20 protein-coding genes are annotated in these 22,899 nt (G+C 65.0%); 3 read left to right on the top strand and 17 right to left on the bottom strand.

The window, feature by feature from the left end:
• Positions 1–40 precede the first annotated feature (40 nt).
• The 10 genes from tssA to B7P44_RS37060 all read right to left on the bottom strand — a co-directional run bounded on the left by tssA (position 41) and on the right by B7P44_RS37060 (position 11,117).
• Positions 41–1,165, bottom strand: a complete 1,125-nt coding sequence (gene tssA / locus B7P44_RS02400) for a type VI secretion system protein TssA (protein WP_084900229.1) — start codon at positions 1,163–1,165, stop codon at positions 41–43.
• A gap of 43 nt (positions 1,166–1,208) precedes the next feature.
• On the bottom strand, positions 1,209–3,878 hold the full coding sequence (gene tssH, locus B7P44_RS02395; RefSeq protein WP_084900226.1) for a type VI secretion system ATPase TssH: 2,670 nt from the start codon (positions 3,876–3,878) through the stop codon (positions 1,209–1,211).
• A gap of 50 nt (positions 3,879–3,928) precedes the next feature.
• Positions 3,929–5,029 (bottom strand): type VI secretion system baseplate subunit TssG, encoded by a 1,101-nt coding sequence (gene tssG, locus B7P44_RS02390; RefSeq protein ID WP_084900224.1) that lies wholly within the window; start codon positions 5,027–5,029, stop codon positions 3,929–3,931.
• Complete coding sequence (gene tssF / locus B7P44_RS02385; protein ID WP_084900221.1) at positions 4,993–6,828, bottom strand: type VI secretion system baseplate subunit TssF; 1,836 nt, start codon at positions 6,826–6,828, stop codon at positions 4,993–4,995. The genes tssG and tssF overlap by 37 nt, the downstream gene beginning before the upstream one ends.
• A gap of 65 nt (positions 6,829–6,893) precedes the next feature.
• Positions 6,894–7,379 (bottom strand): type VI secretion system baseplate subunit TssE, encoded by a 486-nt coding sequence (gene tssE / locus B7P44_RS02380; RefSeq protein WP_084900218.1) that lies wholly within the window; start codon positions 7,377–7,379, stop codon positions 6,894–6,896.
• A gap of 61 nt (positions 7,380–7,440) precedes the next feature.
• Positions 7,441–7,944 (bottom strand): Hcp family type VI secretion system effector, encoded by a 504-nt coding sequence (locus tag B7P44_RS02375; protein ID WP_010096526.1) that lies wholly within the window; start codon positions 7,942–7,944, stop codon positions 7,441–7,443.
• 68 nt (positions 7,945–8,012) lie between these two features.
• Positions 8,013–9,503, bottom strand: a complete 1,491-nt coding sequence (gene tssC / locus B7P44_RS02370) for a type VI secretion system contractile sheath large subunit (protein ID WP_084900214.1) — start codon at positions 9,501–9,503, stop codon at positions 8,013–8,015.
• A 15-nt stretch (positions 9,504–9,518) separates the two neighbouring features.
• The gene (gene tssB, locus B7P44_RS02365; RefSeq protein ID WP_084900211.1) at positions 9,519–10,046 is read right to left on the bottom strand and encodes a type VI secretion system contractile sheath small subunit; all 528 of its coding nucleotides are present in this window, start codon (positions 10,044–10,046) and stop codon (positions 9,519–9,521) included.
• Positions 10,047–10,089: 43 nt separating this feature from the next.
• The gene (locus B7P44_RS02360) at positions 10,090–10,728 is read right to left on the bottom strand and encodes a tetratricopeptide repeat protein (RefSeq protein WP_084900208.1); all 639 of its coding nucleotides are present in this window, start codon (positions 10,726–10,728) and stop codon (positions 10,090–10,092) included.
• A 164-nt stretch (positions 10,729–10,892) separates the two neighbouring features.
• Positions 10,893–11,117, bottom strand: a complete 225-nt coding sequence (locus B7P44_RS37060) for a hypothetical protein (RefSeq protein WP_167389792.1) — start codon at positions 11,115–11,117, stop codon at positions 10,893–10,895.
• Between B7P44_RS37060 and tssJ the strand changes: the two genes are divergently transcribed.
• The 3 genes from tssJ to B7P44_RS02345 all read left to right on the top strand — a co-directional run bounded on the left by tssJ (position 11,116) and on the right by B7P44_RS02345 (position 13,940).
• Positions 11,116–11,715, top strand: coding sequence for a type VI secretion system lipoprotein TssJ (gene tssJ, locus B7P44_RS02355; RefSeq protein ID WP_193834349.1), 600 nt, complete (start codon positions 11,116–11,118; stop codon positions 11,713–11,715). The two genes, B7P44_RS37060 and tssJ, sit on opposite strands and share 2 nt — an antisense overlap.
• Positions 11,716–11,817: 102 nt before the next feature.
• A complete protein-coding gene (gene tssK / locus B7P44_RS02350; protein WP_084900204.1) occupies positions 11,818–13,164 on the top strand; it encodes a type VI secretion system baseplate subunit TssK in 1,347 nt (448 codons plus the stop codon).
• Complete coding sequence (locus B7P44_RS02345; RefSeq protein WP_084900201.1) at positions 13,161–13,940, top strand: DotU family type IV/VI secretion system protein; 780 nt, start codon at positions 13,161–13,163, stop codon at positions 13,938–13,940. The genes tssK and B7P44_RS02345 overlap by 4 nt, the downstream gene beginning before the upstream one ends.
• A gap of 55 nt (positions 13,941–13,995) precedes the next feature.
• Here the strand turns inward: B7P44_RS02345 and B7P44_RS02340 are convergent, their stop codons facing one another.
• The 7 genes from B7P44_RS02340 to B7P44_RS02315 form a co-directional block, all read right to left on the bottom strand.
• Complete coding sequence (locus B7P44_RS02340) at positions 13,996–14,373, bottom strand: DUF2750 domain-containing protein (RefSeq protein WP_084900198.1); 378 nt, start codon at positions 14,371–14,373, stop codon at positions 13,996–13,998.
• Between the two features lie 20 nt (positions 14,374–14,393).
• Complete coding sequence (locus B7P44_RS02335) at positions 14,394–14,717, bottom strand: DUF7716 domain-containing protein (protein ID WP_084900194.1); 324 nt, start codon at positions 14,715–14,717, stop codon at positions 14,394–14,396.
• A 153-nt stretch (positions 14,718–14,870) separates the two neighbouring features.
• Complete coding sequence (locus B7P44_RS02330; protein ID WP_084900192.1) at positions 14,871–16,700, bottom strand: methyl-accepting chemotaxis protein; 1,830 nt, start codon at positions 16,698–16,700, stop codon at positions 14,871–14,873.
• 172 nt (positions 16,701–16,872) lie between these two features.
• On the bottom strand, positions 16,873–17,181 hold the full coding sequence (locus tag B7P44_RS02325) for a hypothetical protein (protein ID WP_084900189.1): 309 nt from the start codon (positions 17,179–17,181) through the stop codon (positions 16,873–16,875).
• Positions 17,174–17,614 carry an SMI1/KNR4 family protein gene (locus tag B7P44_RS37425; protein WP_231716644.1) on the bottom strand — a complete coding sequence of 147 codons (441 nt, stop codon included), beginning with the start codon at positions 17,612–17,614 and terminating at the stop codon, positions 17,174–17,176. Before B7P44_RS37425 ends, B7P44_RS02325 begins: the two co-directional genes overlap by 8 nt.
• 269 nt (positions 17,615–17,883) lie before the next feature.
• The gene (locus B7P44_RS36135) at positions 17,884–18,219 is read right to left on the bottom strand and encodes a hypothetical protein (RefSeq protein ID WP_133118082.1); all 336 of its coding nucleotides are present in this window, start codon (positions 18,217–18,219) and stop codon (positions 17,884–17,886) included.
• Positions 18,209–22,897: an RHS repeat-associated core domain-containing protein gene (locus tag B7P44_RS02315; protein ID WP_084900186.1), complete on the bottom strand. Its 4,689-nt coding sequence runs from the start codon at positions 22,895–22,897 to the stop codon at positions 18,209–18,211. Before B7P44_RS02315 ends, B7P44_RS36135 begins: the two co-directional genes overlap by 11 nt.
• Positions 22,898–22,899 lie beyond the last annotated feature (2 nt).

The following is a 22,899-nucleotide window of genomic DNA, read 5'->3' as shown; positions in this document are numbered from 1 at the left end:
CGAACCGGGCGGCGGCAGTCATGCGCCGCCCGGTTTGCGTTTACGACTGATCGTCCGGCTTCACCCCCAGCAGCTCGTGAATATGCGACAGCGACCCGCTGTCCTTCACCACACTTTCGAGCCACTTGTGCAGCGGCATGTCGGCCCACTCGGCCGCCTTGTCCGCGAGATACGCGACCGGGCTGTGCGGCTCGGTCTGCCGGAAATAGCGCGCAACCGCGCGCAGCTGGTCGACCGCTTGCGCGCGGTTCTGGATGCCGGCGATCACCTGCGGTACCGGACGCAAAACGGGCTGCTGCTGCACGTGGGTCTCCTCCGTATATTGCGGGGCGCCGAAGCTCGGCTCGATGCGGTCCGGCTGTGCGGGCGGCGCCGGTTGCGACTGCGCCTGCTGCTGCGCGCCCGTATAGCCCTGCTCGCGCGCGAAGCGCTCGGTGAGCCGGTACACGGTCTCGAACGCGTCGCGCGCCTGCCGGAAGCTCGGCGCCGCATCGCCTGCGCGCGCGTCGAGCGTCTCCTCGAACGCATCGAGCGCAAATTCGAACGCCTTCAGGTTCCCGAGCAGCGCCGAGTAGAACGCGAGCGACGTCATGCGCCGCGACGCGTCGATCTGCTCGACCGACGGCTTGCCGCGCGCGATGTCGTTCGCGTGATCCGGGTCGCGTTTCACCGCCTGCGCGACATGCTGCGCGACTTCCCAGTCGAGCGTGCTGAACGCGTTCGACGCGCCCTCCGTCAGCGGCACCGCGCGCAGCAGCGCGGCGGTGCGCCCGGCGAGCCACGCGACGTTGCCGAGCCGGTATTCCGTGTCGTCGCCTTCCGGCAGCGGATGCACGGTGTCCCAGTACTGGCGGCACAGCCCCTCGAGCAACGAGTAGCCGTCGGTGAGACCCGTGATGCCGTCCTCGAGCGCGAGCGCCTCGGTCAGCCACACGGCCAGCCGCAGGTCCTTCGTCTGCGTGCGCAGCAGCTCGCTCGAGCGCGCGACGACGAAGCCCCAGTCGGCTTCCTTGATCTCGGTCACCCATTCGCCCTGGTCGAGCGACGGGTCGTCGAAGCGCCGCGCCTCCTGGATCGCGTCGAAATCGTTCGAGAACAGCAGGTCGTCGCCGCATGGCGACGCGTCGCTGATCGGCGTCAGCAATTCGGGAAGATTGATCGGCATGGTTCAGTGAATCCGTTGATGCATGAGGTTTCGCGCGTCGCGCTCATTCGACCGTATAGACGAACTCGCCCGCTTCGTCCGCGCGCACCGCGATGCGCGCGATGGCCGCGCCGTCGGCGATCCGGCCCAGCACGTGGCCCGCGATCTCCGGCAGCAGCGTGCCGTTCAGGATGTGGTCGACGTTGCGGGCGCCCGAGTCGACCTCGGTGCAGCGCGCGAGCACCGCGTCGACCAGCGACTCGTCCCACTCGAACACGGCCTTGTGGTTCGCGTCGATCCGGCGGCGGATGCGGTCGAGCTTCAGGTCGATGATCTCGGCGAGCACGTCGTCGGAGATCGGGTAGTACGGCACGACTTTCATGCGGCCGAGGAACGCGGGCTTGAACGTCTTGTACAGCTGCGGGCGCAGCGTTTCGGCGAGCGCGTCCGGATCGGGCAGCTCCTCGGCCGGCTTGTTCAGGCAGGCCTGCATCACGGCCGACGAGCCGACGTTCGACGTCAGGATGATCAGCGTGTTGCGGAAGTCGATCTCGCGCCCTTCCGCGTCGTCCATCGCGCCCTTGTCGAACACCTGGAAGAACATCTCGAGCACGTCCGGGTGGGCCTTCTCGACCTCGTCGAGCAGCACGACCGAGTACGGATTGCGCCGCACCGCCTCGGTCAGCACGCCGCCCTCGCCGTAGCCGACGTAGCCCGGCGGCGAGCCCTTCAGGCCCGACACGCTGTGCGCCTCCTGGTACTCGCTCATGTTGATCGTGACCATCTTGCGTTCGCCGCCGTACAGGATGTCGGCCAGCGCAAGCGCCGTTTCGGTCTTGCCGACGCCCGACGGCCCGACGAACATGAACACGCCGCGCGGCTTGTTCGGGTCCTCGAGGCTCGCCGACGCGGTGCGCACGCGCTGCGCGATCGCCTCCAGCGCGTGGTCCTGGCCGATCACGCGCGCGGCGAGCAGCGGCTGCAGGTTCAGCACCGTGCCGATCTCGTCCTTCACCATCCGGCCGAGCGGGATGCCCGTCCACGACGCGACGATCTCGGCGACCACATGGCCGTCGACCTGCAGCGGCACCATCGGCTCGCCGCCCTGCAGCGCATGCAGCGCCGCGACGCGCTCGGCGAGCTTGTCGCGCGTGGCCTGCACGTCGACCGGCTCGCCGTCCTCCGACGGGCCGCGGGCCTTGTCGAGCGCCGCGCGCAGTTCGGTGATCTCGGCGACGATCGCGCGCTCGCCTTCGTAGCGGGCTTCGTCGGCCGCAAGCTGTTCAAGCGCGGCGTCGCGCGCGCCGCGCAGCTCGCCGAGCCGCTCGTCGTGCGCGGCGCCGCTCGCCGCCTCGCGCTCGAGCGACGCGATTTCCGCGTCGATCCGCTCGATGCGCTTCTTGGTGTCGTCGATCGCGGCCGGCGTCGCGCTCTGCGCGAGCGCGACCTTCGCGCACGCGGTGTCGAGCACGCTGATCGCCTTGTCCGGCAGCTGGCGGCCGCTGATGTAGCGGTGCGACAGGCGCACGGCCTCGGTGATCGCGTCGTCGAGGATCCGCACGTTGAAGTGCGTCTCCATCAGGCCGGACATCCCGCGCAGCATCGCGGCCGCGAGCGGCTCGCTCGGCTCCTCGACCTTCACGACCTGGAAGCGCCGCGCGAGCGCCGCGTCCTTCTCGAAGTACTTCTTGTATTCGCTCCACGTGGTCGCCGCGATCGTGCGCAGCTCGCCGCGCGCGAGCGCCGGCTTCAGCAGGTTCGCCGCGTCGTTCTGGCCGGCCTGGCCGCCCGCGCCGATGATCGTGTGCGCCTCGTCGATGAACAGGATGATCGGATGCGCGCTCTTCTTCACCTCGTCGATCACGCTCTTCAGCCGGTTCTCGAACTCGCCCTTCACGCTCGCGCCGGCCTGCAGCAGGCCCATGTCGAGCACGTGCAGCGCGACGCCGCGCAGCGGCGGCGGGACGTCGTCGGCCGCGATGCGCAGCGCGAGCCCCTCGACGACCGCCGTTTTGCCGACGCCCGCCTCGCCCGTCATGATCGGGTTGTTCTGGCGGCGGCGCATCAGGATGTCGATCGCCTGGCGGATCTCCGCCTCGCGGCCGATCACCGGATCGATCTTGCCGTCGCGCGCGCGCTGCGTGAGGTTGGTCGTGTAGGTGTCGAGCGCGGGCGTCTTCGACGGGCCGGACGCGGGCGCCGCGTCGAGCGCCGACGCATCGCCACCGTCACCGCCCGCGTCCGCCTGGCGCGGCTCGGCTTCGCTCGACCCGGCGGTGATCTCGTCGAACTTGTGCTTCAGGTCCGTCACGCGGAACTCGGCGAACTGCGCGGACATCCGCTGCGCGAATTGCGCGAGGTCCGGCGCGGTCAGCAGCGCGAGCAGCAGATGCCCCGAGCGGATGCGGCCGAGCTGCGAATCGAGCGACGCGATCAGCCACGCCTGCTCGAACAGCGCGATCAGGTGTACGGAAAACACCGGCGTGCGCGTATTGCCGGTCTTCAGGCGCGTCAGCTCGCGCTCGAGATCCGCGCGCAGCGCGTGCGGATCGATGCGGCTCGCGCGCAGCGCCAGCGGCAGGTCGCCCGCCGGCTCGTCGAGCAGCGCGAGGAACAGGTGCTCCAGATCGACCTCGTAGTGGCCGCGCGCGAGGCACGCGCTCGCCGCGTGCTGCGTCGCCTGGCGGCACAGCGGATTCAGTTTCGTGATCAGGGTCTTCAGGGGCGTGCTCATGGCGTCGATCTCAGGTTCGTTTGCGTCGCGTATTGTTGTGTTCGGGTATTTCAGTGGATCACGTGCAGCTCGTAGCGCGCATCCGTGCGGTCGTGCGTCGCGTCGCGGGTGCAGAGGAACGCGTCCCAGCCGAGCCGCGCGCCCGCGCCGAGCTGGCTCGGGCCGACCTCGCTGCGCTTGAGCACGAGCGACACCTCGTATTCGAGCGTGACGCCGGCGAGCAGCGTGAGCATCCGCTCGAGGCCGATCGCCCGCGGGCCACCGGGCAGGAACGCCTCGTAGTCGCGCTTCGCCAGCGGGCCGACCACGATCCGCGCGCGCATGTCGCGCTGCCACACGCGCTCGCCGACCAGCGCGGTGCCGCCGAGCACAGCGTTGACCTCGCCGAGCACGCTCAGCTGGTCGGGCGGCACGTCGTACCACTTGCCGACGAACTGGTCGATCTTCACCGGCACGCGGAAGTAGTCCGACAGCGTGCGCTGCAGGTACGCGGCCGACATCGGCCGGTGCCGCGCGGCCAGCGCATAGCCGGCCACCGCCTCGTCGAGCACGCCGCCCGCGCCCGCCTGCAGGCTGTCGCGCACCTCGTCGCTCGTCACGCCCGCGATCGAGAGCAGCAGCGGCAGGTAGCGCTCGTCGCGGTCGAGCTCGTAATGGAACGGCAGCCGGTATTTCTTCCACGCGGCGTAGAACAGCGCGGTCGCGCGGTTCGAGAACACGTCGAAGAACGCGCGCGCCGCGTGGTCGCGCTTCAGGTACTCGCGCGCGACGATCTGCTCGGTGTAGTGCAGCGGCAGCGCGCCCTGCGCGCCGAGCAGGCCGAAGAACGCGGGCGTCAGCTCGACGCGGCCGAGCTCGCCGGCCGCGAGCGCCGCGTCGCGCGCGTCGGCGGCGTCGAGCGGCGCGCCGTTGTCGTCGAACGAGCGCAGGCGCTCGATCTCGCTCGCCGGAAAGCCGAGCGACAGCGTGTTGCGGAACGCGATGCGCTGCGCGACGGCGTCGCCATGCCGCCACGCGCCGGGCGCATCGGTCGCCTGCCGCGCGAACAGCCCCTCGAGCACGCGCACCGCCTGGAAGAACTCGAAGCGGTGCGGCTCGTCGAGCAGCGCGCCGACTACGCCAGGATCGATTCGCCGGTCCGGGGCTTGCATCGGATGATCTCCTCGCCGGTGCGCTTCGACACGACGACCAGCTGGACAAAACTGTTGAGGTGGACGTAAAGCCCGAAGAAGCTGTCGAGCACGCGCACGAACGACGCGAGGCTCGACCCGACGAAGTGCTCCTCGTCGATCGTCACGCGGATCTCGATGCCGCGCACGAAGGTCGCGAACGGCTTGCCGGGCAGCCACTGCACGGCGCCGCGCTGCTCGATGCCCGCGAGCCCGTCGATCTGCCGCATCGACACCGCGGTGCGCCGCAGGTCGTACAGCGTCAGCATTTCCTTCAGCGGCGCGAGGCCGTGATCGACGAGCGATACGTGATTGAGCGCCAGATGCGACACGAGCCGCCAGTGCGCGGAGCGGCCGCGCTCGAAGCGCACGCTCGGCGTCGGCCGGCGCAGCAGCGCGATGCTGCTCGTCTGCGCGCCGCCTTCCTGGAACAGGTCGCCGCCCTCGAGCCCGAACGCGAGCATCGCCGGCAGGTCGCGGTTCGTGCAGGTCAGGTCGAGGCTCAGCGTATCGGTCTGCGGCGACGTCGGCTCGAAATCGATGTCGACGATCGAGATCTCGGTCTCGTAGCCGGGGCTCTTCTGCGCGACCCAGTCGTTGCGGCGCGCGAACCAGTAATGGCCGACCCGCGCCGACTCGCCGTGGTGCAGCGAATAGAACGGCCGGAACTCGATCACCGATTCCTCGTGCGCCTGCTGGCGCACGAGCTTCACCGAGTCGATCGAATACACGTCGTACGCGAACGCGCGGCGCGCCTCGGCGATCACCGGGTACGACACCGCGCGGTGCGTGATGCGGATCGGCTCGCCGTGCTGGCGGAACAGGTTGACGATCGGCGTGCAGAACAGCCGGAAATGGTTCGCGCTCAGCAGCTCGAGCAGGCGCGCGACGTGCGAGTCGCCGCGCACGTCCTGCAGCACGAGGTGCAGCGTCGAGCGCTGGCAGCGGCCGGACGCGCGCGCGATCGCGGCGAGGTCGAAATCGACGAAGTCGAACTTGTCGGGGAACGCGAAATACTCGGTCAGCAGCCGGTACGCCGGATGCGATTTCGCCGGGTAGTCGATCAGCGCGTCGCCCTCGTCGAAGCCCGCCTGCGTGATCGGCAGCTTGCGCAGCGCGGTCCAGCGGCCGTTGCGCTCCGGCTCGACGTACGCGCCGAGCACGTTGACGAACAGGCAATCGGTGAGCGCGGCGACGAACGACTGCTCGCCGTGCAGGTGCGCGCGCAGCGTCGACAGCTTCAGCGCGCCGAGATCGAGCTGCGCCGCGAGCGATTCGAACGTGATCGAGATCACGCCGGTCGCGTTGGGCGGCAGCACCGTCGCGCTCGGCGCGAGCGCGACCGGCGTGTAGCGCGCCTCGGAAATGCGGATCGGCGCGAGCGTCACGTCATAGGCGGTGCGGAACCGGCACTGCACGCCGCGGATCGGGCGGCTCTTCAGCTCGGTGCCGCGCTCGACGACGACCGGCTCGGTCTGCTGGCCCGGCGCGCCGAGCGCGAACTGCGCGATCGAGCACGACGGGAACGGCCGCAGGTAGTGCGGATACAGCACTTCCAGCAGCGCTTCGGTGAATTCGGGGTAGTCGTCGTCGAGCTTCTTGTTGATCCGCGCGCCGAGCAGCGCGAACGACTCGATCATCCGCTCGACGTGCGGATCCTCGCAATGCTCGCCGGAGAGCGCGAGACGCGCCGCGATCTTCGGGTAGCGTTCGGCGAAATCGCGCGAATAGCGCCGCAAAAACGATAATTCGCGCTCGTAATACGGCAGCAATTCTTCCATCGACGACCCCGAACCTCTTTCATTGCTTGCCGCGCCGGACGGTCCGGCCCGCGCGGCGGCGTAAGTTACTGCGCTTTCGCGGCGCGCGCGCGTGTGACCGAATACTGCAGCGTCGACGGCTGCAGCATCGCGTCGAAATTGACCGGCTCTTCGGCCGGGTGCACGACGAGCAGCGCCTGGATCGCGAAATAGAGCGCGTTGGTCGACTGCTCGTTGAGCTCGAACATCACTTGCACCTGCTGCAGGCGCGGCTCATGGCGCGCGATCGCCTGCTGGATCGACTTGCAGATGTAGGTGCGGTCGTAGTGGCTCGCGAGGCTCAGGCCCGCGAAATCGTTCAGCCCGTAGGTCAGCACCGACTTCTGGCATTCCGGCAGCGTCGCCAGCTCGTGGTCGGTATGCGCGATACGGGTATTGAGGATCGCCTCGACATCGCGGGCGACCGTGTTCTTCAGCTCTTCCAGCGACAATTGCCGCATCGCCGCGGAAGCCGGCAAGTGCGGTTCATCGTCGAACAGCTTGTCGAGAAAGCTCGGTTCGAATCGTTTCATCAGGCCGGGACGCGACGTGAAAACGGCAACGGGACGCGACGCCCCGTTGCCGCAACCGACCTTAGACCGCGTAGGTCTTGTCGTTCTTCGTCAGGCTCCAGGCGCCCTGCGTGTTGCCGCCCTGGTTGCCGCCGATCTTCTGCTGCGTCTGCTTCCACTGCACGGCAGCGTACTTCAGCGAGAAGGTCTCGTGCGGCAGGCCTTCCTTCTGCACGCTCGGCGTGACGCTCGAGATGATCACGTACTTCAGCTTGACCTCGAGGTACTTGACGCGCTGGCCTTCACCGTCCGAACGCATGAAGTCGATCGTGACTTCATCGAACGTCGTGCCGCCCGACGCGTGCTGGTACAGCAGCGGGCTCGACGAATCGATTTCCTTCGTGAACACCATGTCGCCGTGCTCGCAACGCTCCGACGTATGGCCGCCGGCCGTCGACGCGGTCGCCGAGCGCGGCTGGATGATGGAATGGTCCCAGGATTTCAGTTCGATCCAGGCATCATGGTCTTTGTCCGCAGACTCGCCCTTGATGGCCGGATTACCGAACTTCAGATACATGTCTAACATGGCCTTCGACTCCCCAAAGAGGTGGTTTTAACGTCCTACCCAGGCGGCCCGCCCGGGCGATTCTTCGCTTATGAATTTGCCGGTTTGGGCAGATCAGCGACAAGCCGCAGAGAAATCGAGAGTTCGTCGAGCTGGAAGTGCGGGCGCAGGAACGCGACCGAACGATACGAGCCCGGCTTGCCCGGAATCTCTGACACTTGTACGGATGCCTCGCGCAGCGGGAATTGCGCCTTCTGTTCCTGCGTCGCGTTGTCGTCGAGCAGGACGTATTGCGAAATCCACCGGTTGAGGAACGTCTCGACGTTCTGCGCGGATGCGAAGCTGCCGATCTTGTCCCGCATCATCGCCTTCAGGTAGTGCGCGACGCGCGATACCGAGAAGATGTACTGAAGCTGGGCGGACAGGACGGCGTTCGCGTTGGCGCTGTCGGTGCTGTATTTCTTGGGCTTCTGCACCGATTGCGCGGCGAAGAACGCGGCGTAGTCGGAATTCTTGCAATGGACGAGCGGGATGAAGCCGAGGTCGCTCAGCTCCTTCTCGCGGCGGTCGGTGATCGCGATCTCGGTCGGGCACTTCAGCGCGACCTCGCCGTCGTCGGTTTTGAACGTGTGGGTCGGCAGGTCCTGGACGAGGCCGCCGCCTTCGACGCCGCGGATCGCCGCGCACCAGCCGAAGTCGTCGAATGCCGCCGTCAGGCGCGCGGCGAATGCCCATGCCGCGTTGCACCACAGGTACTTGTCGTGGTCCGTGCCGTCGACGTCCTCGACGAAGTTGAAGCTCTCGGCGATCTGGCCGTCCTTCGGATTGAACGGCAGGCGGCCGAGGAAGCGCGGCAGCGTCAGGCCGACGTAGCGCGAATCCTCGGAATCGCGGAACGACTTCCACTTCGTGTATTCGACCGTGTCGAACACCTTGCCGAGATCGCGCGGCTTGCCGAGGTCGGAGAACGTTTCGAGGCCGAGCAGCTCCGGCGCCGCCGACGCGATGAACGGCGCGTGCGCGGCCGCCGCGACGTGCGACATCTGCTCGATGAAGTACATGTCTTCCGGCTGGCGGGAGATCTCGTAGTCGCCGATCAGCGTGCCGAACGGCGAGCCGCCGAACGTGCCGAACTCCTCTTCGTAGACCTTCTTGAACAGCGCGCTCTGGTCGAACTCGGACGCGCTCTTGAAGTCGCGCACGAGCTCGCGCTTCGGCGCGTGCAGCGCCTTGATCTTGATCGTCTGGCCCGTATTGCTTTCCTTGACCAGGTAGTCGAGGCCGCGCCACGTGCCTTCGAGGCGCTGGAATTCCGGTGCGTGCATCACCGCCGAAAGCTGCGCGGAAATCAGGCTGTCGAGCTCCGCGACGCGCGCGTCGATCGTCGCCGACAGGTTGTCCGACACGATCACCGTGCCGTCGAGCACCTGGTGCACGAGTTCGCCGATCAGGTCCTTCGCGCGGGCATGCTCGGAATCGGATTTCGCGACCTTGCTCTTCTCGACGATCTCGTCGAGCAGCGAAGTCCCGGCGGCGTATTCCGCGCCGCTCGTCTGGGCCGCAGCCGTTTGCTGGTTCATCTCAACACCCCGTCGTCATTCGCCGTCTTTGTCGCCGTCTTTGCCACCCTCGGTGCCCTTGGCGAGCTCCTGGAGCTGCTGCGTGTTCTGCAGCACCTCGGAGAGCAGGTCCTCGAGCTTGTCGTTGCCGGCGAGCTTGTTGCGCAGGTCGGCGAGCTTCGAGCGCGCCTCGAGCAGGCGGCGCAGCGGCTCGACCTGCTGGACCACGTCGTCCGGATTGAAATCCGACAGCGCGCGGAACTTCAGGTCGACCGCGAACTTGCCGCCGCCTTCGCTCAGGCGGTTTTCCACCTGGAACACGGCGCGCGGCTCGATCGCCTTCATCACGTCGTCGAAGTTGTCGCGATCGATGTTGACGAACTTGCGGTCGCGCAGCTTCGGCTGCTCGACTTCCGACTGGCCCGCCAGATCGCCGACCACCCCGACGACGAACGGCAGTTCCTTCACCTCGATCGCGTCGCCCTTCTCGACCTCGTAGGTCAGCTGGACGCGCGGCGGCCGTATTTTCTGCAGGCGCTTCTGAATGCTCTCGTTCTTGGCCATCGACGGCTCCCAGGTTCAGATTGTCATGTGGTTGTCGTGCCGATCAGCGCAGCGCGCTGAACGGGTCCGCCCCGCCCTTCTGCGGCGCGGTGGCGGGTGCTGCCGCGTTCGCGGCCGGCGCGGTCGGCGCCGCGGCTTCGGCGGCCGGCGCGGCCGCCCCCTTCGCCCGATGAACCGTGCGGCGCGTCTGCCGCACCTTCCCGGTGCGCTGCTCCGGCGGGAACAGCGAGGATTCGCCGAGCGTGTCGCGCAGTTGCTTGGCGAGTTGCTGCGCGTCCGACTTCGCGTCGCCCGCGAGCGACGAATCCTGGCGCAGCTCGCCGAGCGATTGCGTCGCGATCCGCAGGCCGGCGACGGCCAGCACGCTCTTCGCCTGGCGGTCGGTCTTGTCGCGCTCCAGCGCTTCCTGCGCGGCGACGATCGCCTGGCCGTAATGGTTCTGCGCGAACTGGATCTGCGCGATGCGCGACCACGGCTCCTCGCGCGTCGGGTCCGCCTTCGCCAGCGCCTGGTACAGGCCCAGCGCGCGGTCCTGGTCGCCTGCCTTCGCAACGGCGTCCGCGTCGGCCAGCGACTTGTTGAACACCTCGGCGCTCGGCGGCGTGGGCGTGCTTGCACAGCCGGCGATCACGCCGCAAGCCACCACGACCCCAGAAAGTTTTGCGAAGAGACGGTCTTTCATCGTTATATCCACCGGCGCGTGAGTTTTAAATCGTTGAGAATCTGGTTCTTTTGCTTTGCGAGAAGCGCGCGGGTATAGTACCGATCAATTTTTCATAATTCAATCGCCGCGTGCAAGGTAATTCCTTATAAATCCGCGCGCTGCCCCTCACATGACGTCGCGCGTCAGAGTGGATGGAGGCGCTCGGGATCGGATGCGCAAGTTTTACTCGCGATGCAACGCGCGATCCGGAATACGGAAAAATTTGCCGACCACCACCGCGACGGATGCGTGCCTTGCTTAATAGCTGAACGATGAAAATCCGGCCATTCCGACGGATGCGGCAATGACTGGTAGTTTTGACAGGGAGTAAAAGGCGGCAAGCCGGAAACAACGATGAAATCGCTCATGATTCGCTATGCGCTGCCGCTGGCCGCCTGCGCACTTCTGGCCGGATGCGTGGCCGCCCCGCTGATCGGCTCGGCCGCGAGCGCGGTGATGCAGGCCGCCGGCGTCGGCAAGCCCGAACTGCCCGATTCGCAGAAGCCGCCGCGCAACCTCGGCCTCACGCTCGCCGCTGCGCCGAACCTGAACGCCGCGAACGACAACAAGCCGCTCGCGCTCGTCGTGCGCCTCTATGCGCTGAAGGACCCGACCTCGTTCCAGCAGGCGCCGTTCGACAGTTTTACCGATCCGAACAAGGAAAAGGCCGCATTGGGCGCGGACTTGCTGAACGTGCGCGAAATCACGCTGATTCCGGGCCAGCGCTATACGGCGACCGAAAAGGTGTCGCGCGAAGCGCAGGCGTTCGGTATCGTCGCGCTGTTCCGCGACCCGGCGCTGCAGCGCTGGAAACTGACATTCGATCCGGCGAAGTCGGAGAAATCCGGCATAATCATCGGCCTGCATAATTGCGCGATGACCGTCACCGGCGGCACCGTCATCGCGCCGCAACAAGGTGCGCCCTCGCAACCGCTCAATATGCTTTCGTCGGTCAGCTGCGGTTAAGCATGACGCATGAATGTCAATTAACAAGAGTTAACAATTGGCGATTTAATTCGGGCGCGAGCAAATCGATTACTTCGCATCACGACATTAACCGGGTTTGACATGAGTTATTCGGCCAAGGTGCTATGGGGAGAGGGGCTGTTCCTTCGGCCTCAACACTTCCAGCGACAGGATGCGTACCATGAGGCGCGCCTGTTCGAATCCATCCAGGCGATCCAGCCGTACAACTGGGGCGTGCGCACGGTGCGCGTCGACCGCGACGCGCTCGGCAGCAACGTGCTGCGCCTGGCCGAGCTGTCGCTCGTGTTTCCGGACGGCGCGCTGTACGCGGCGCCGCAGGCGGACGACCTGGCGCCGCCGGTCGCGCTCGACACGCTGCCGGAGGGCATCAACGAGTTCGTGTTCTACCTCGCGCTGCACCCGCTGCGCGAGAACGGCGCGAACTACAACGACGATCCGGCGACCGGCTTCACGACGCGCTTCGTCAGCGAGCAGACGAGCGTCGCCGACAACTTCACCGACGCGGCCGAGGCCGACGTCACGTTCCTGAAGACGCAGGTCAAGCTGATCGCGCACAGCGAGCCGCGCGACCAGCTGCTGTCGGTTCCGCTCGTGCGCGTGCGCCGCACCGCGACGTCCGGCTTCGAGATCGACGACAGCTTCGTGCCGCCGTGCCTCGCGATCGAGGCGTCGCCGATCCTGCACCAGCGGCTGCGCCAGCTGATCGACGCGCTGCAGGCGAAGGTGAATGCGCTGTATGGCTTTCACCGCGAGCCGTCGAAGAACATCATCGAATTCCGCTCGGGCGACATCGCGTCGTTCTGGCTGCTGCACACCGCGAACGCCGCGTTCGCGACGCTCGCGCACCTGCACCAGCATGCCGCGCTGCATCCGGAGCGGCTGTTCCAGGAACTGCTGCGCCTCGCCGGCCAGCTGATGACGTTCTCGAAGGGCTACACGCTCGCCGACCTGCCCGCGTACCGCCACGACGATCCGGGCCCGGGCTTCGCGCGTCTCGACCTGATCCTGCGCGAGCTGCTCGACACCGTGATCTCGACGCGCTACTTCGCGATCACGCTCGACGAGGTGCGCCCGTCGTTCCATCTCGGCCGGCTCGATTCCGGCAAGATCGACGAGAAGACCGCGTTCTACCTCGCGGTATCCGCGGACCTGCCGAGCGTCGAGCTCGTCGAGGCCGTGCCGGCCCGCTTCAAGGTCGGCGCGCCCGACGACGTCGACAAGCTCGTGCTGTCGGCCATGCCCGGCGTGCGCCTCGCGTACACGCCGCAGGTGCCGCCCGCGATTCCGGTCCGCCCGGGCGCATGCTACTTCGCGCTCGATGCGCGCGGCCCGCTGTACGAGCGCATGCTGCAGGCCCAGTCCGCGATGATCTACGCGCCGACTGGCATCAATGACCTGAAGTTCGAACTGATCGCGGTCACATCATGAGCTACGCGCCTTCCCTGTTCGGCGACAACGCGCCGACTCCCCTTGCCCCCGCGTCGACGGATGCCTCGTTCCAGGCGCGCTCGCTGCTCGACCTGCTGTACGACGGCTTCTACATGCTGTTCCTGCTCAAGAACGGCCGCGAGCCGGAGAGCGCGAGCGAGTTCAGCACGCGCATCCAGGAATTCCTCGCCGACTACGAGCGCGGCGCGAAGAAGCTGAACATCTCGGCCGAGGACGTGTACAGCGCGAAGTTCGCGTTCTGCGCGGCGGTCGACGAGACGGTGCTGTCGTCGCAGTACAAGATCCGCCCGGACTGGGAGCGCCGGCCGCTGCAGCTCGCGCTGTTCGGCGAGCAGCTCGCGGGCGAGAAGTTCTTCCAGTATCTCGAGGATTGCCGCGCAAAGGGCGCGGCGCGGCTGCAGTCGCTCGAGGTGTTCCACATGTGCCTGCTGCTCGGGTTCCAGGGCAAGTACCTGATCGAAGGGCCGGAGAAGCTCGCATACCTGACCGCGCGCATCGGCGACGAGATCGCGCACATGAAGGGCAAGCGCGCGCCGTTCGCGCCGCACTGGCCGCTGCCGGACCAGATCGCGCACCGGCTAAAGCGCGAGGTGCCGGTATGGGCGATCGGCGCGGTGTTCGGGCTCGTCGCGCTGCTCGCGTATCTCGGGCTCAACACGTATCTCAAGGACAAGACGCTGCAGGCGCTCGCGCCGTATTCGCAGGTCATCAAGGTCGGGCCGGAATCGGCGAATCTGACGATCTCGCTGCCGTAAGCGGCGCACGAGGCGGCGTGGACGGGGTTGCTCGCGGGGGCGCTTCGTTCGCCGCTCATTCGTATTGCCGCGCTTCCCGCGCGATCCGCTCCAGCAGGTCCGGCGGCTGCATCGGCGGCCCGGCTTGCCCGGGGACGGGAAACACCGCGCAGAGGCGGCCGTCGCGCGCCATGCCCGGCAGCCAGCGCGACAGGAAATCCGCCAGCGCAATCGCGCTCGGCCGGAAACCGGACCACGCGCCTTCCGCACACCGGCCGGCGAACGCCGCCTCCGGCCAGAACGGCATCACCGTTGCGCCACCATGCCGCGCGCACGCCCACCCTTCATCGAACAGGCCCCACACCACCTCGAAGTCCGCGACCTTGCGGACGAAGTAGTCGACTCGCGCATGCGTGTCGAGCTTCAGGATGTTGTCGAGCTTGCTCGGGTGCACGGTCGGTCAGGATGCCTGCCTCAGAACAGAATGAACGCGTCGTTCTCGACGTAGTACACGAATGCTTCGAGCAATTGCAGGATGCCCGGATCGTCCACCTGCTCGTGCGCGTTGATCACGATGTCCTCGATCGTCGCGCTGTCGAGCGTGATGCGCCAGCCCGGTTGCCTTGCGATGTCGGGCACCGTGTCCTCGTCCGGGTCCGTCGAGTCGGGCGCGAACGCGCCGACGGTGTCCAGCGTCCACGGCGTCGGGGGCAGGTAAAGTCGGCCGGAGAAGTCGCCGGGCTGTTCCAGAATACGTTTCAGCGAGACTTCGGTCGCCGGTGATGTCGAGGTAAGCATCGTTGCCGCAGAAATAGGCCAAAGGATCGATCAGGCCGCGGAGCGTCGCGGCGGGCCGTGATTATGCCAATGAATCGCGGCATGCGGCGACGGACGGTATGAATGCGCGAGACGATCGAATCCGGCAATTTGCGGCGCCCGACGTCACGCCCGTCACCCAGGCTGCTGCGTCGACATGCGACCTTCCGCCAGCTTGAACGCGCCGACCGTCTCCGCAAGCTTGCCTGCTTGCTCGCGCAAGAGCGTCGCGGCGGCCGCCGACTGCTCGACGAGCGCCGCGTTCTGCTGCGTCGCGTTGTCGAGCTGCGAAACCGCCTGATTCACCTGCGCGAGCCCCGTGCTCTGCTCCGTTGCCGCGACCGTGATTTCGGCAATCACGCTCGTGATGTTGCGCACGCCCTCGACGATTTCGTCCATCGTCGCGCCGGCCGTCTGCACGAGGCCGGAGCCGCCCTCGATCTTCTCGACCGACGAGTGGATCAGCTGCTTGATTTCCTTGGCCGCTTGCGCGCTGCGCTGCGCGAGCGCGCGCACCTCGCCCGCCACGACGGCGAAGCCGCGGCCGTGCTCGTTCGCGCGCGCGGCTTCGACCGCCGCATTGAGTGCGAGGATGTTGGTCTGGAACGCAATACCGTCGATCACGCCGATGATGTTGGCGATCTCCGTCGACGCTTGCGTGATGTCGTGCATCGTCGAGACGACCTCGCCGACGACCGCACCGCCGCGCATCGCGACGTCCGACGCCGATTCCGCCAGCCTGCTCACCTGGGTCACCGCATCGGCCGAGTTGCGGGCCGTGCCGGCGATTTCCTCGAGGGCGGCGGCCGTCTCCTGAAGGCTCGAGGCGGCATGCTCGGTACGGCTCGAGAGATCCTGGTTGCCTTGCGCGATCTCGGCGCTCGCCACGTTGACGGATTCGCTGAACCCGCGAATCTGCAGCAGGATCGTGCTGATTTTTTCGGCGAACAGGTTGAACGCATGCGCGATCTGCGCGGCTTCGTCTTCGCCGCCGGCGGGCAGGCGTTTCGTCAGATCGCCGCTGCCGCTCGCGACATCGGTGAGTGCGTCGCGCACCAGCAGGATGCGCTTGAAGGCCGCGTTCGTCAGCGCGCCGACGAGCGCCGCCGCGATGATGGCGACGATCAGGATTGCGGCGAGCGTCGTCGTCGCCACGGCGCGCATGCCGGTCGTCACGTCCGATTTGTCGAGCGCGAGCACGAGGGACCAGTCCGTGCCGGCGATCGGCTGGGCGCGCAGCAGCTTGGTCGCACCGTCGATGTCCAGAGCCACGGGCGCGGACGCCGCCTTCAGCGCGTCGAGGTGCTCGGCATCCAGCGCCGGCGACAGTTCGGTCGCCGGCTTCATGATCAGATCGGTTTTCGGCGCGGCGATCACGCGTCCGCTCTTGTCCACCAGGAACGCAAAGCTCGACGGTGTCGGGTGCACGGCGGTCACGATGGCGCTCACGCTCTGCATGAAGAGGCTTGCGGCCATGACGCCCTTGACGGCGCCGTCGCGCACGATGGGCACCGCGAAGGCGAAGGCCGGCTTGCCGGTCGTGGCGTCGCGGTAAAGCGCCGTCGCGACCAGATGGCCGGCGTCGACCGCCTGCTTGTACCAGGGGCGCGCGGTCGGATCGTAGCCGGGTGCGAGCGGGACGTTCGAGAAGGCCGTCTTGTCCGGCAGGCCGAGCGTCAGCACCTCGAAGCCGCCCGACTTGCCGAGCAGCTTCAGCGCCGGCAGCGGATCGCCTTCGCCGATCGCGATCGTGTCCGCCAGCGCCTGGGTTTCCCTGCCCCGGCTCGCGACCCACTCGTCGATCGCGAGCGCGTGCCCGGTGAGGATCGACTTGTGGTTCTGGTCGATTGTCTCGTCGTTGTGATGCTTCACGACGTAATAGATCAGGCCGCCCGTGGCGGCCAGCGCCGTGACCACGATGGCGACGCAAGTCGCGAGTATCCGTGTGCGAATCGATGACAGCATGATGACGTCGATCTCCCCTATGCCGCTTGATGTGGAATGGGTCGCCGAACCGGCGGGCAACGTCATGTTTAACGACCGCTGCCGGGGGATCTTAAGGCCTGACTGGTCAGACCAGATTCATGGCGGGTCGGCGGGCTGCCGCAGATGCGGCAGTATCGAACGGCGTCTCCGCTCACCTCGTCAAATCGTCGACGCCGGCGAACCCTTCACGCACGACGAACTCGACCGCTCGGCTCAATTCCGAAAAATCGGCCCGCAAGTAGACGAAATACAGATCGACGGCGTCCTCGTACTTGTCGAGATAGTCGTCAAACCCGACCTTGAAATGGTTATCGACCTTCTTGATAAAACACTCCCTGGTCGCAGGCTCGCCGCCAGTCTCGTAGCGTTGATTGACCCAGACGCCGCGCTTCCTACCCAGTTTTCCGGATATTTTTCCAAGGTCGATGTGCGGCCCAGTCATTTCATCCCCGTCAGGCATCCGCGGCCGTTTCGTCGAAATACCACGCCAGGAATGCCGTGAACGTCGCCCAGCGCGCATCGGTCTCGCCGGCGATGAAGCGCGCGTGGTCGCGCAATTCGTAATCGTAGACTGCGCCGTCTCGCGTGTCGTACAGAAACATTCCCTCGCTTTCGTCCGAGGTCAGCGGAATCATGTGCGCCGGAAATCCGTAGCGGTCCCGCACATAGTCGAGCGCGCCGGCAATGCCGGAATAGTCGGTCAGGTCGAACAGTTCCGCGACGGGACGCGGGCCAACGAACGGCCCTTGATACGTGAGGTAGAACTGCGCGAAGCCGGTGTCGTGTGCGATGCCCAGGCTTTCGAGTGCGTCGAGTGCGGCATGCAGGTCTTCACGCCGTACGTCGCCAGTTGCTTTCGACAGGTATGCGTGAACGTTCGCGGGAATCTTCATCGGTATATCCATGAACGGCGCGCGGTGACACGCGGCCGATGGCTCGTTGCCGCAGGCGGCCCGGAATCTAGTTTTCGATGTTCTTGAAATGCATCGCCAACCCGTTCGCGCCGTCGGTTAACTCGGCATGCAGGATCGGCTCTGCGCGCTTCCCGCCGTGCCAGAGCCGGCATTCCAGCCCCCAGACAAAGCAGCTCTCTTTGAAGTCAAACTATCTATTAACCACTAAGCACACCGACACCGCATCGCAACATCCCTATCGCAGCAAATCACCTCATATAAATTGTTTTCAGCAGCTTCTTCTCGGAAACCGAGTATGCATAAACGACACCGCGGCCGTTCTTATACATACCTCGGCTTGCAATTTCAAACGGCACACCATTCACACTATAAGCAACATCGGGCACAAACGAGACAACCACAACCTCGCCACCACACCCAACATCAACTGACACCTCGTAATTCTTCAGAGGCCACTCTCCTCTCGAAAATGCACCAAACTCCTTCAGAGCAATTTCAAATATCTCGAAGCAATCCCCCCTGAAATTCATTTCAGCAGGATGCTTCCTCATCAGATCGAGAACATCATCATCGTTATAGCTCACGAGAACCTCCCATTACTGTATAAACCTTAATCTTACGACTCGGCGTTCCAAGATATGAACGGTGACATTTATATCCCAGCGCCGCCAAGTCAGAAATGCGCTTGTCAGCACGCGAAAAATTATCGCTATCAAATGAATCTCGACTGGGATCGGATGTTCTTATAATTTCCCCATTCATCCCCTCCAAAGAATAATCTCCATGCGTATGGTAATCACCAACAATCTTTGCGCCGCGCGGCACTTGAGGAAGTGCCAAAGCCGGAACAAAGGTTCTCCCCGTTCCTGGAACAGGGATTGTCGCAAAATATTTTCCACCTTTCTCGTAGATCAGCCCACCAAACTCCTTGTTCATCCGTATAGACTTGTCCATAACAGAATTAAGAGCACTACGAGCGGCAGCGTCGGGGCACGCACCGGCGTGAGGAGTCCTCGCCAAACCAAGCGCATCGACCCAGTGAATCGGATTATCGGCATATTGGTAGGTGTTAATCCCGCCTGCCAGACCGATAGGATCTCTGGACACATACCGTCCCGAATGCGAGTCGTAGTATCGGTGACGATTGTAGGCAAGTCCCGTTTCCTCATCGACTTGCTGCCCCTGAAATCTCAGGGAATTTCTCGGCACGATCCCTGCGGCCTTCGAAGCCCGCGCAATCACCTCTCGCGCTTCGCCCCACGCCTTGTATGACGCCTCCCACACCACGTCACCATCGTCATCCGTGAGCAGCTGCGGCGTGCCGATCCGGTCGCAGTGGTAATAGAACAGCTTTGCGTCCGCCCGCCGTTCCGGCACCTTCTGGAGCGGATCGTCCTCTGGCACGTAACGGTCAGTACTCTTCCATTCCGGCGTCGCGATTCCCGCTACCGGCTCCGTCACGTACTGGGCAAGCGGCACAAACTGACGCGGCTCATAGATATAGTGCGTGCCACGCTGCCCATCGCTTTCGTATGCCAGCGCATCGCCGTCCCACCCGAACACCGTCCTTTCGCCGTTCACTTCCTTCGCAATCCGGCGACCAAAGGCGTCATAGAAATACCGCGACTGACTCTGTCTGGACGTCTCCGCAACCCGTACCGACTGCAGCCGATTGAACCCGTCCCACTCGTATTCCTGCTCGCCTGTCGGCATGCGTTTCCGCACCAGATTCCCGCGCGCGTCGTACTCAAAATGCATCCCTGCGTACGCCTTCAACAGATTGCCGAGCACCTTCGGCACTTCAGCCGGCAATGTGCTCTCCGGCCGCACGGGGCTCGGTCGTGACACAGGCGCCGCCTGCTGCTGCACCGGATCGATGATGTTGCTCGCCGGATCGAATGCAAACCGTTCCTTCGCGATCGGATCGGTAGATTCGATCAGACGTCCGATGGGGTCGTATCGATAGTCAGTCCCGCCTTTGCGGCTATCCTCTATCCGCGCCAGTTGGCCCACCGCATCGTAACGATACCGCCGCTCGGACAACGGCGCAGGCGATGTCATCCGTTGAACCGTCTGCTGAAGCACGCGTCCGGCCGGGTCATACATCGTGCGCTGCCCGACCTTGCTCGACAATATCCGAACCGTCTCCCGATGCAGATCGTCGCGCTCGAACTGCACCCGTTCCTCGCCGTCCAGCAGCATGCCATGCACGTGTCCGGAGCCGTACATCAGCCAGTCGATCGCATGACCGTCCGGACGCACGGTCCGCCGTCGGTTACCCAATTCGTCGTATTCGTGATGCCAGACGTAGCTGCGCCGCTCCCCGAACAGATCGTAAGCGTGATGCTCGCGAACAAGATTGCCGACCGGATCGAAAAAGAACTGTACACGGCTGCACCGATTTGCCGCCTCGATCAGTCGCCCGCTCGGATCGTATGCGAATCGCTCCTCGCTTTCCCCGGAGGCGTGCTTCACCACACGGCCATTTGCGTCGAGGTCCATCGACGTCACGCACCCCGCTTCATTCACCGCAACGAGGCGGCCGCTTTCCGAATCATAGTCATAGCGGGTCGACTTTCCGTCGAAGCCGATTTCCTCGATCAGCCGCCCCGCAGGATCGTAGTGGAAGTGATATGTCGCAAAGTTCGGATCGGTCAACGCGGCCAACCGTCCAAGACGGTCGTAGCGATATGCAAGCGCCTGCCCAAGCGCATCGGCGCGGCTCGCGATCCGGCCGGCCGAGTCGTAGCTGTACCTTGTCGATCGATTGAGCTGATCGGTATGTCGCAGCAACCGGCCTTCGGCGTCATGATGCACCTGCTCGACACCGGCGGGCGAACGTACCTCGGCCAATTGACCGTTCGCTCCATAGCTATATGCGACCACACCGCCGGATGCGTCCTTTGCCTCGATCACTCGGCCAATATCGTCGTACCGCCATTCCGTCTTCTTTCCGGAGCAATCGGTGTAGCTCGTCGGCTGCCCCGCGTCGCTGTATTCGATCGCCTTCGATCCGCCCTTGGCATCGGTGATTTTCGTCAGCAATCCATTGTCGTTGTAGCTGTACTTCGTCGTCTGCTCGAGCGGGTCGAGTTCCTCAACGAGATTGCCGGCATCGTCGTACTTGCGCTTCCACACATGCCCATTCGGATCGACGAGGCGAATCATCTGCCCCTTGTCGTCGTGCGCCATCTCGATGATGCTGCCGTCCGCGCGCTCATGCAGAACCATATTGCCGCGTACGTCATACTGCATCCGCTCGATGCCGCCGTCCTGCAGAATGTGCAGCACCAGGTTGTGATGTTCGTCGCGCCGGAACCATTCCTCATTGCCGTCCGGATACACGATCCGGTACACATAACCGTGAATGTTATGGTAGTAACGCGTCATTTGACCTAGTGCGTCGGTCACATATGTCAGGCGAATGTTCGGGTTCCAGGCAAGGCGGATATCGAGGCTTCCATCGTCAGCATATTCGCGAACACACTTCGCGTTCGCGTTGTCTTCGGCGTCTGCCCCCTCCCATTCGAGCGTCATACCGCGCCCCGTGCGATCGGTATAGCGCGTGACGAGGTGTCGGCGGTATTGATAGGTCCGCGCATTGCCATGACGGTCGACTGCCCGTACGAGATCGCCGTCGGCATCGTATTCGTAGCGTGCGAGCGTCCGACGCTCGCCGCCTTCGAGCACCTGTTCGATCTGAACGATCCGGCCGTACTTGTCGTGCTCGAATGCGAGCACATTGCCGCTCGCATCGATCAGCCGCGCAAGGCGATCGAGCGTATCGTAGTCGAGCGTGATCGTGTTGCCGGCACGATCCTTCTGCATCGCGAGTCGGAAAGCATCACCTCGACGTTCGTACACAAACAACGCTACGTGGCCGTATGCGATCGTCACCCACGTATCGTCGAGACGCGACAGCGTCAGATTCTCGGACAGGTCATCGCGCACCTCGCCAGCCGCGAGCGCACGATATTCGACACTGCGACCTTCCGCATCACGAAGGACCCACTGATCCCCCTTGATATCGATACGGGTTGTATACGGCGTAATCCAGCGTGCGCCCAGCTCGCCGCCGTCATATGCGGAGAGCCTTGAACGGTACGTGCGTTCCCAAACAACCGGCAATGCGCCCGGCAGGTCAAAATCCATATGCGAGAACGTTTCATCCCCGAATGCAAAATCGATCGACCCGATCGACGACCCGGTGGCGCAAGCCTTGCACCCACTCTTCCCCGCCCCCTCCACCGGCGCCTGCCCTTCGGTCTTACCCAGCCCTTCCTGCCCTCGCGTCTTCTGCGCCTTGCCCTTTCCTCCCGGCTGGACCTCCGCATTCTGCTCATGCAGCTTCCCACGCGCCCGCGCCCGCCCCACAGCCTCGATCAGCTGCACGATGAGCCACATCATCTTGCCTTCCTCGCTGCCGGCAAGCGAGCGAATCGACGACGCAACCTTCGGCGCTTCCGTCCGCAGGAACGCGACGGTGCTGCGAAACGGCTCCAGCCACGCATCCGGCGCGAGTTTCGCGGCGGAGCCTGTCACCTTGTTGCCGACGGTCTTGCCAAGCGCCTTGTAGCCTTCCCACGCGAAGGCGATCCCGTCGCCGACCCGGCTCGTGCTGTACCACGGCCGCTTGTCGCCCATCTTCTTCGCGAGCTGCTCCGCGCGCTTCAGGTTGCCGCTGTTGTCGAACAGCTGGCCGTGCAGGGCCTTGTCCATCCCCTGCGCGATCGCGACCATCAGCTCTTCCGCCTTCGACGCGCAGCCGTTGAGCAGCTCGACAAGACCGGCCTTCAGCTTGTTGAGAAAATCCTCGATCTCGGTCGCGCAGGTCGCGTTGATATGCGTGACGAGCACCGAAATGATCGCCGCGCCGAGATTGCTGCGCGTAATCAGCAACTGGTTGCGCACGAGCGCGAGCAGCGGGCGCGCCGACATCCGGAACGGCGCGAGCGTCGGCGGCAGCGGAATGACGCCGATCAGGTTGATCGCCAGGCTCATGTAGTCGAGCACCTGGCCGCCGCGCTTCTGGATGATCGCGGCGATATCGCCGAGCGCGTCGATCGCCGCCATGAGGTTGCCGACGATCGGCACCGCGCCGGCGACCGTCTTCACGTCCTCGAACGTGACGTGGTTGCCGCTGATCTTGCGCAACCACGCGTCGAAGCGGTTGCCGCCCTGCGCGACGTCCTTCGGTGAAATGTCGCTGAGCCAGGTAACGGCCTGTTCCTTGTCAGCGCCCGGTGGAAGTTGTTGAGCCATGT

The sequence above is a fragment of the Burkholderia ubonensis subsp. mesacidophila genome (assembly GCF_002097715.1).
In the GTDB taxonomy this organism is placed as follows: Bacteria; Pseudomonadota; Gammaproteobacteria; order Burkholderiales; family Burkholderiaceae; genus Burkholderia; species Burkholderia mesacidophila.
Note: the sequence above shows the minus strand (reverse complement) of the source record. Positions and strands in the feature narration are given on the sequence as shown.

Coding starts and splice junctions, on each gene's coding strand:
- tssA (WP_084900229.1), bottom strand. CDS start 1,165: ATGCCGATCAATCTTCCCGAATTGCTGACGCCGATCAGCGACGCGTCG.
- tssH (WP_084900226.1), bottom strand. CDS start 3,878: ATGAGCACGCCCCTGAAGACCCTGATCACGAAACTGAATCCGCTGTGC.
- tssG (WP_084900224.1), bottom strand. CDS start 5,029: ATGCAAGCCCCGGACCGGCGAATCGATCCTGGCGTAGTCGGCGCGCTG.
- tssF (WP_084900221.1), bottom strand. CDS start 6,828: ATGGAAGAATTGCTGCCGTATTACGAGCGCGAATTATCGTTTTTGCGG.
- tssE (WP_084900218.1), bottom strand. CDS start 7,379: ATGAAACGATTCGAACCGAGCTTTCTCGACAAGCTGTTCGACGATGAA.
- B7P44_RS02375 (WP_010096526.1), bottom strand. CDS start 7,944: ATGTTAGACATGTATCTGAAGTTCGGTAATCCGGCCATCAAGGGCGAG.
- tssC (WP_084900214.1), bottom strand. CDS start 9,503: ATGAACCAGCAAACGGCTGCGGCCCAGACGAGCGGCGCGGAATACGCC.
- tssB (WP_084900211.1), bottom strand. CDS start 10,046: ATGGCCAAGAACGAGAGCATTCAGAAGCGCCTGCAGAAAATACGGCCG.
- B7P44_RS02360 (WP_084900208.1), bottom strand. CDS start 10,728: ATGAAAGACCGTCTCTTCGCAAAACTTTCTGGGGTCGTGGTGGCTTGC.
- tssJ (WP_193834349.1), top strand. CDS start 11,116: ATGATTCGCTATGCGCTGCCGCTGGCCGCCTGCGCACTTCTGGCCGGA.
- B7P44_RS37060 (WP_167389792.1), bottom strand. CDS start 11,117: ATGAGCGATTTCATCGTTGTTTCCGGCTTGCCGCCTTTTACTCCCTGT.
- tssK (WP_084900204.1), top strand. CDS start 11,818: ATGAGTTATTCGGCCAAGGTGCTATGGGGAGAGGGGCTGTTCCTTCGG.
- B7P44_RS02345 (WP_084900201.1), top strand. CDS start 13,161: ATGAGCTACGCGCCTTCCCTGTTCGGCGACAACGCGCCGACTCCCCTT.
- B7P44_RS02335 (WP_084900194.1), bottom strand. CDS start 14,717: ATGCTTACCTCGACATCACCGGCGACCGAAGTCTCGCTGAAACGTATT.
- B7P44_RS02330 (WP_084900192.1), bottom strand. CDS start 16,700: ATGCTGTCATCGATTCGCACACGGATACTCGCGACTTGCGTCGCCATC.
- B7P44_RS02325 (WP_084900189.1), bottom strand. CDS start 17,181: ATGCCTGACGGGGATGAAATGACTGGGCCGCACATCGACCTTGGAAAA.
- B7P44_RS37425 (WP_231716644.1), bottom strand. CDS start 17,614: ATGAAGATTCCCGCGAACGTTCACGCATACCTGTCGAAAGCAACTGGC.
- B7P44_RS02315 (WP_084900186.1), bottom strand. CDS start 22,897: ATGGCTCAACAACTTCCACCGGGCGCTGACAAGGAACAGGCCGTTACC.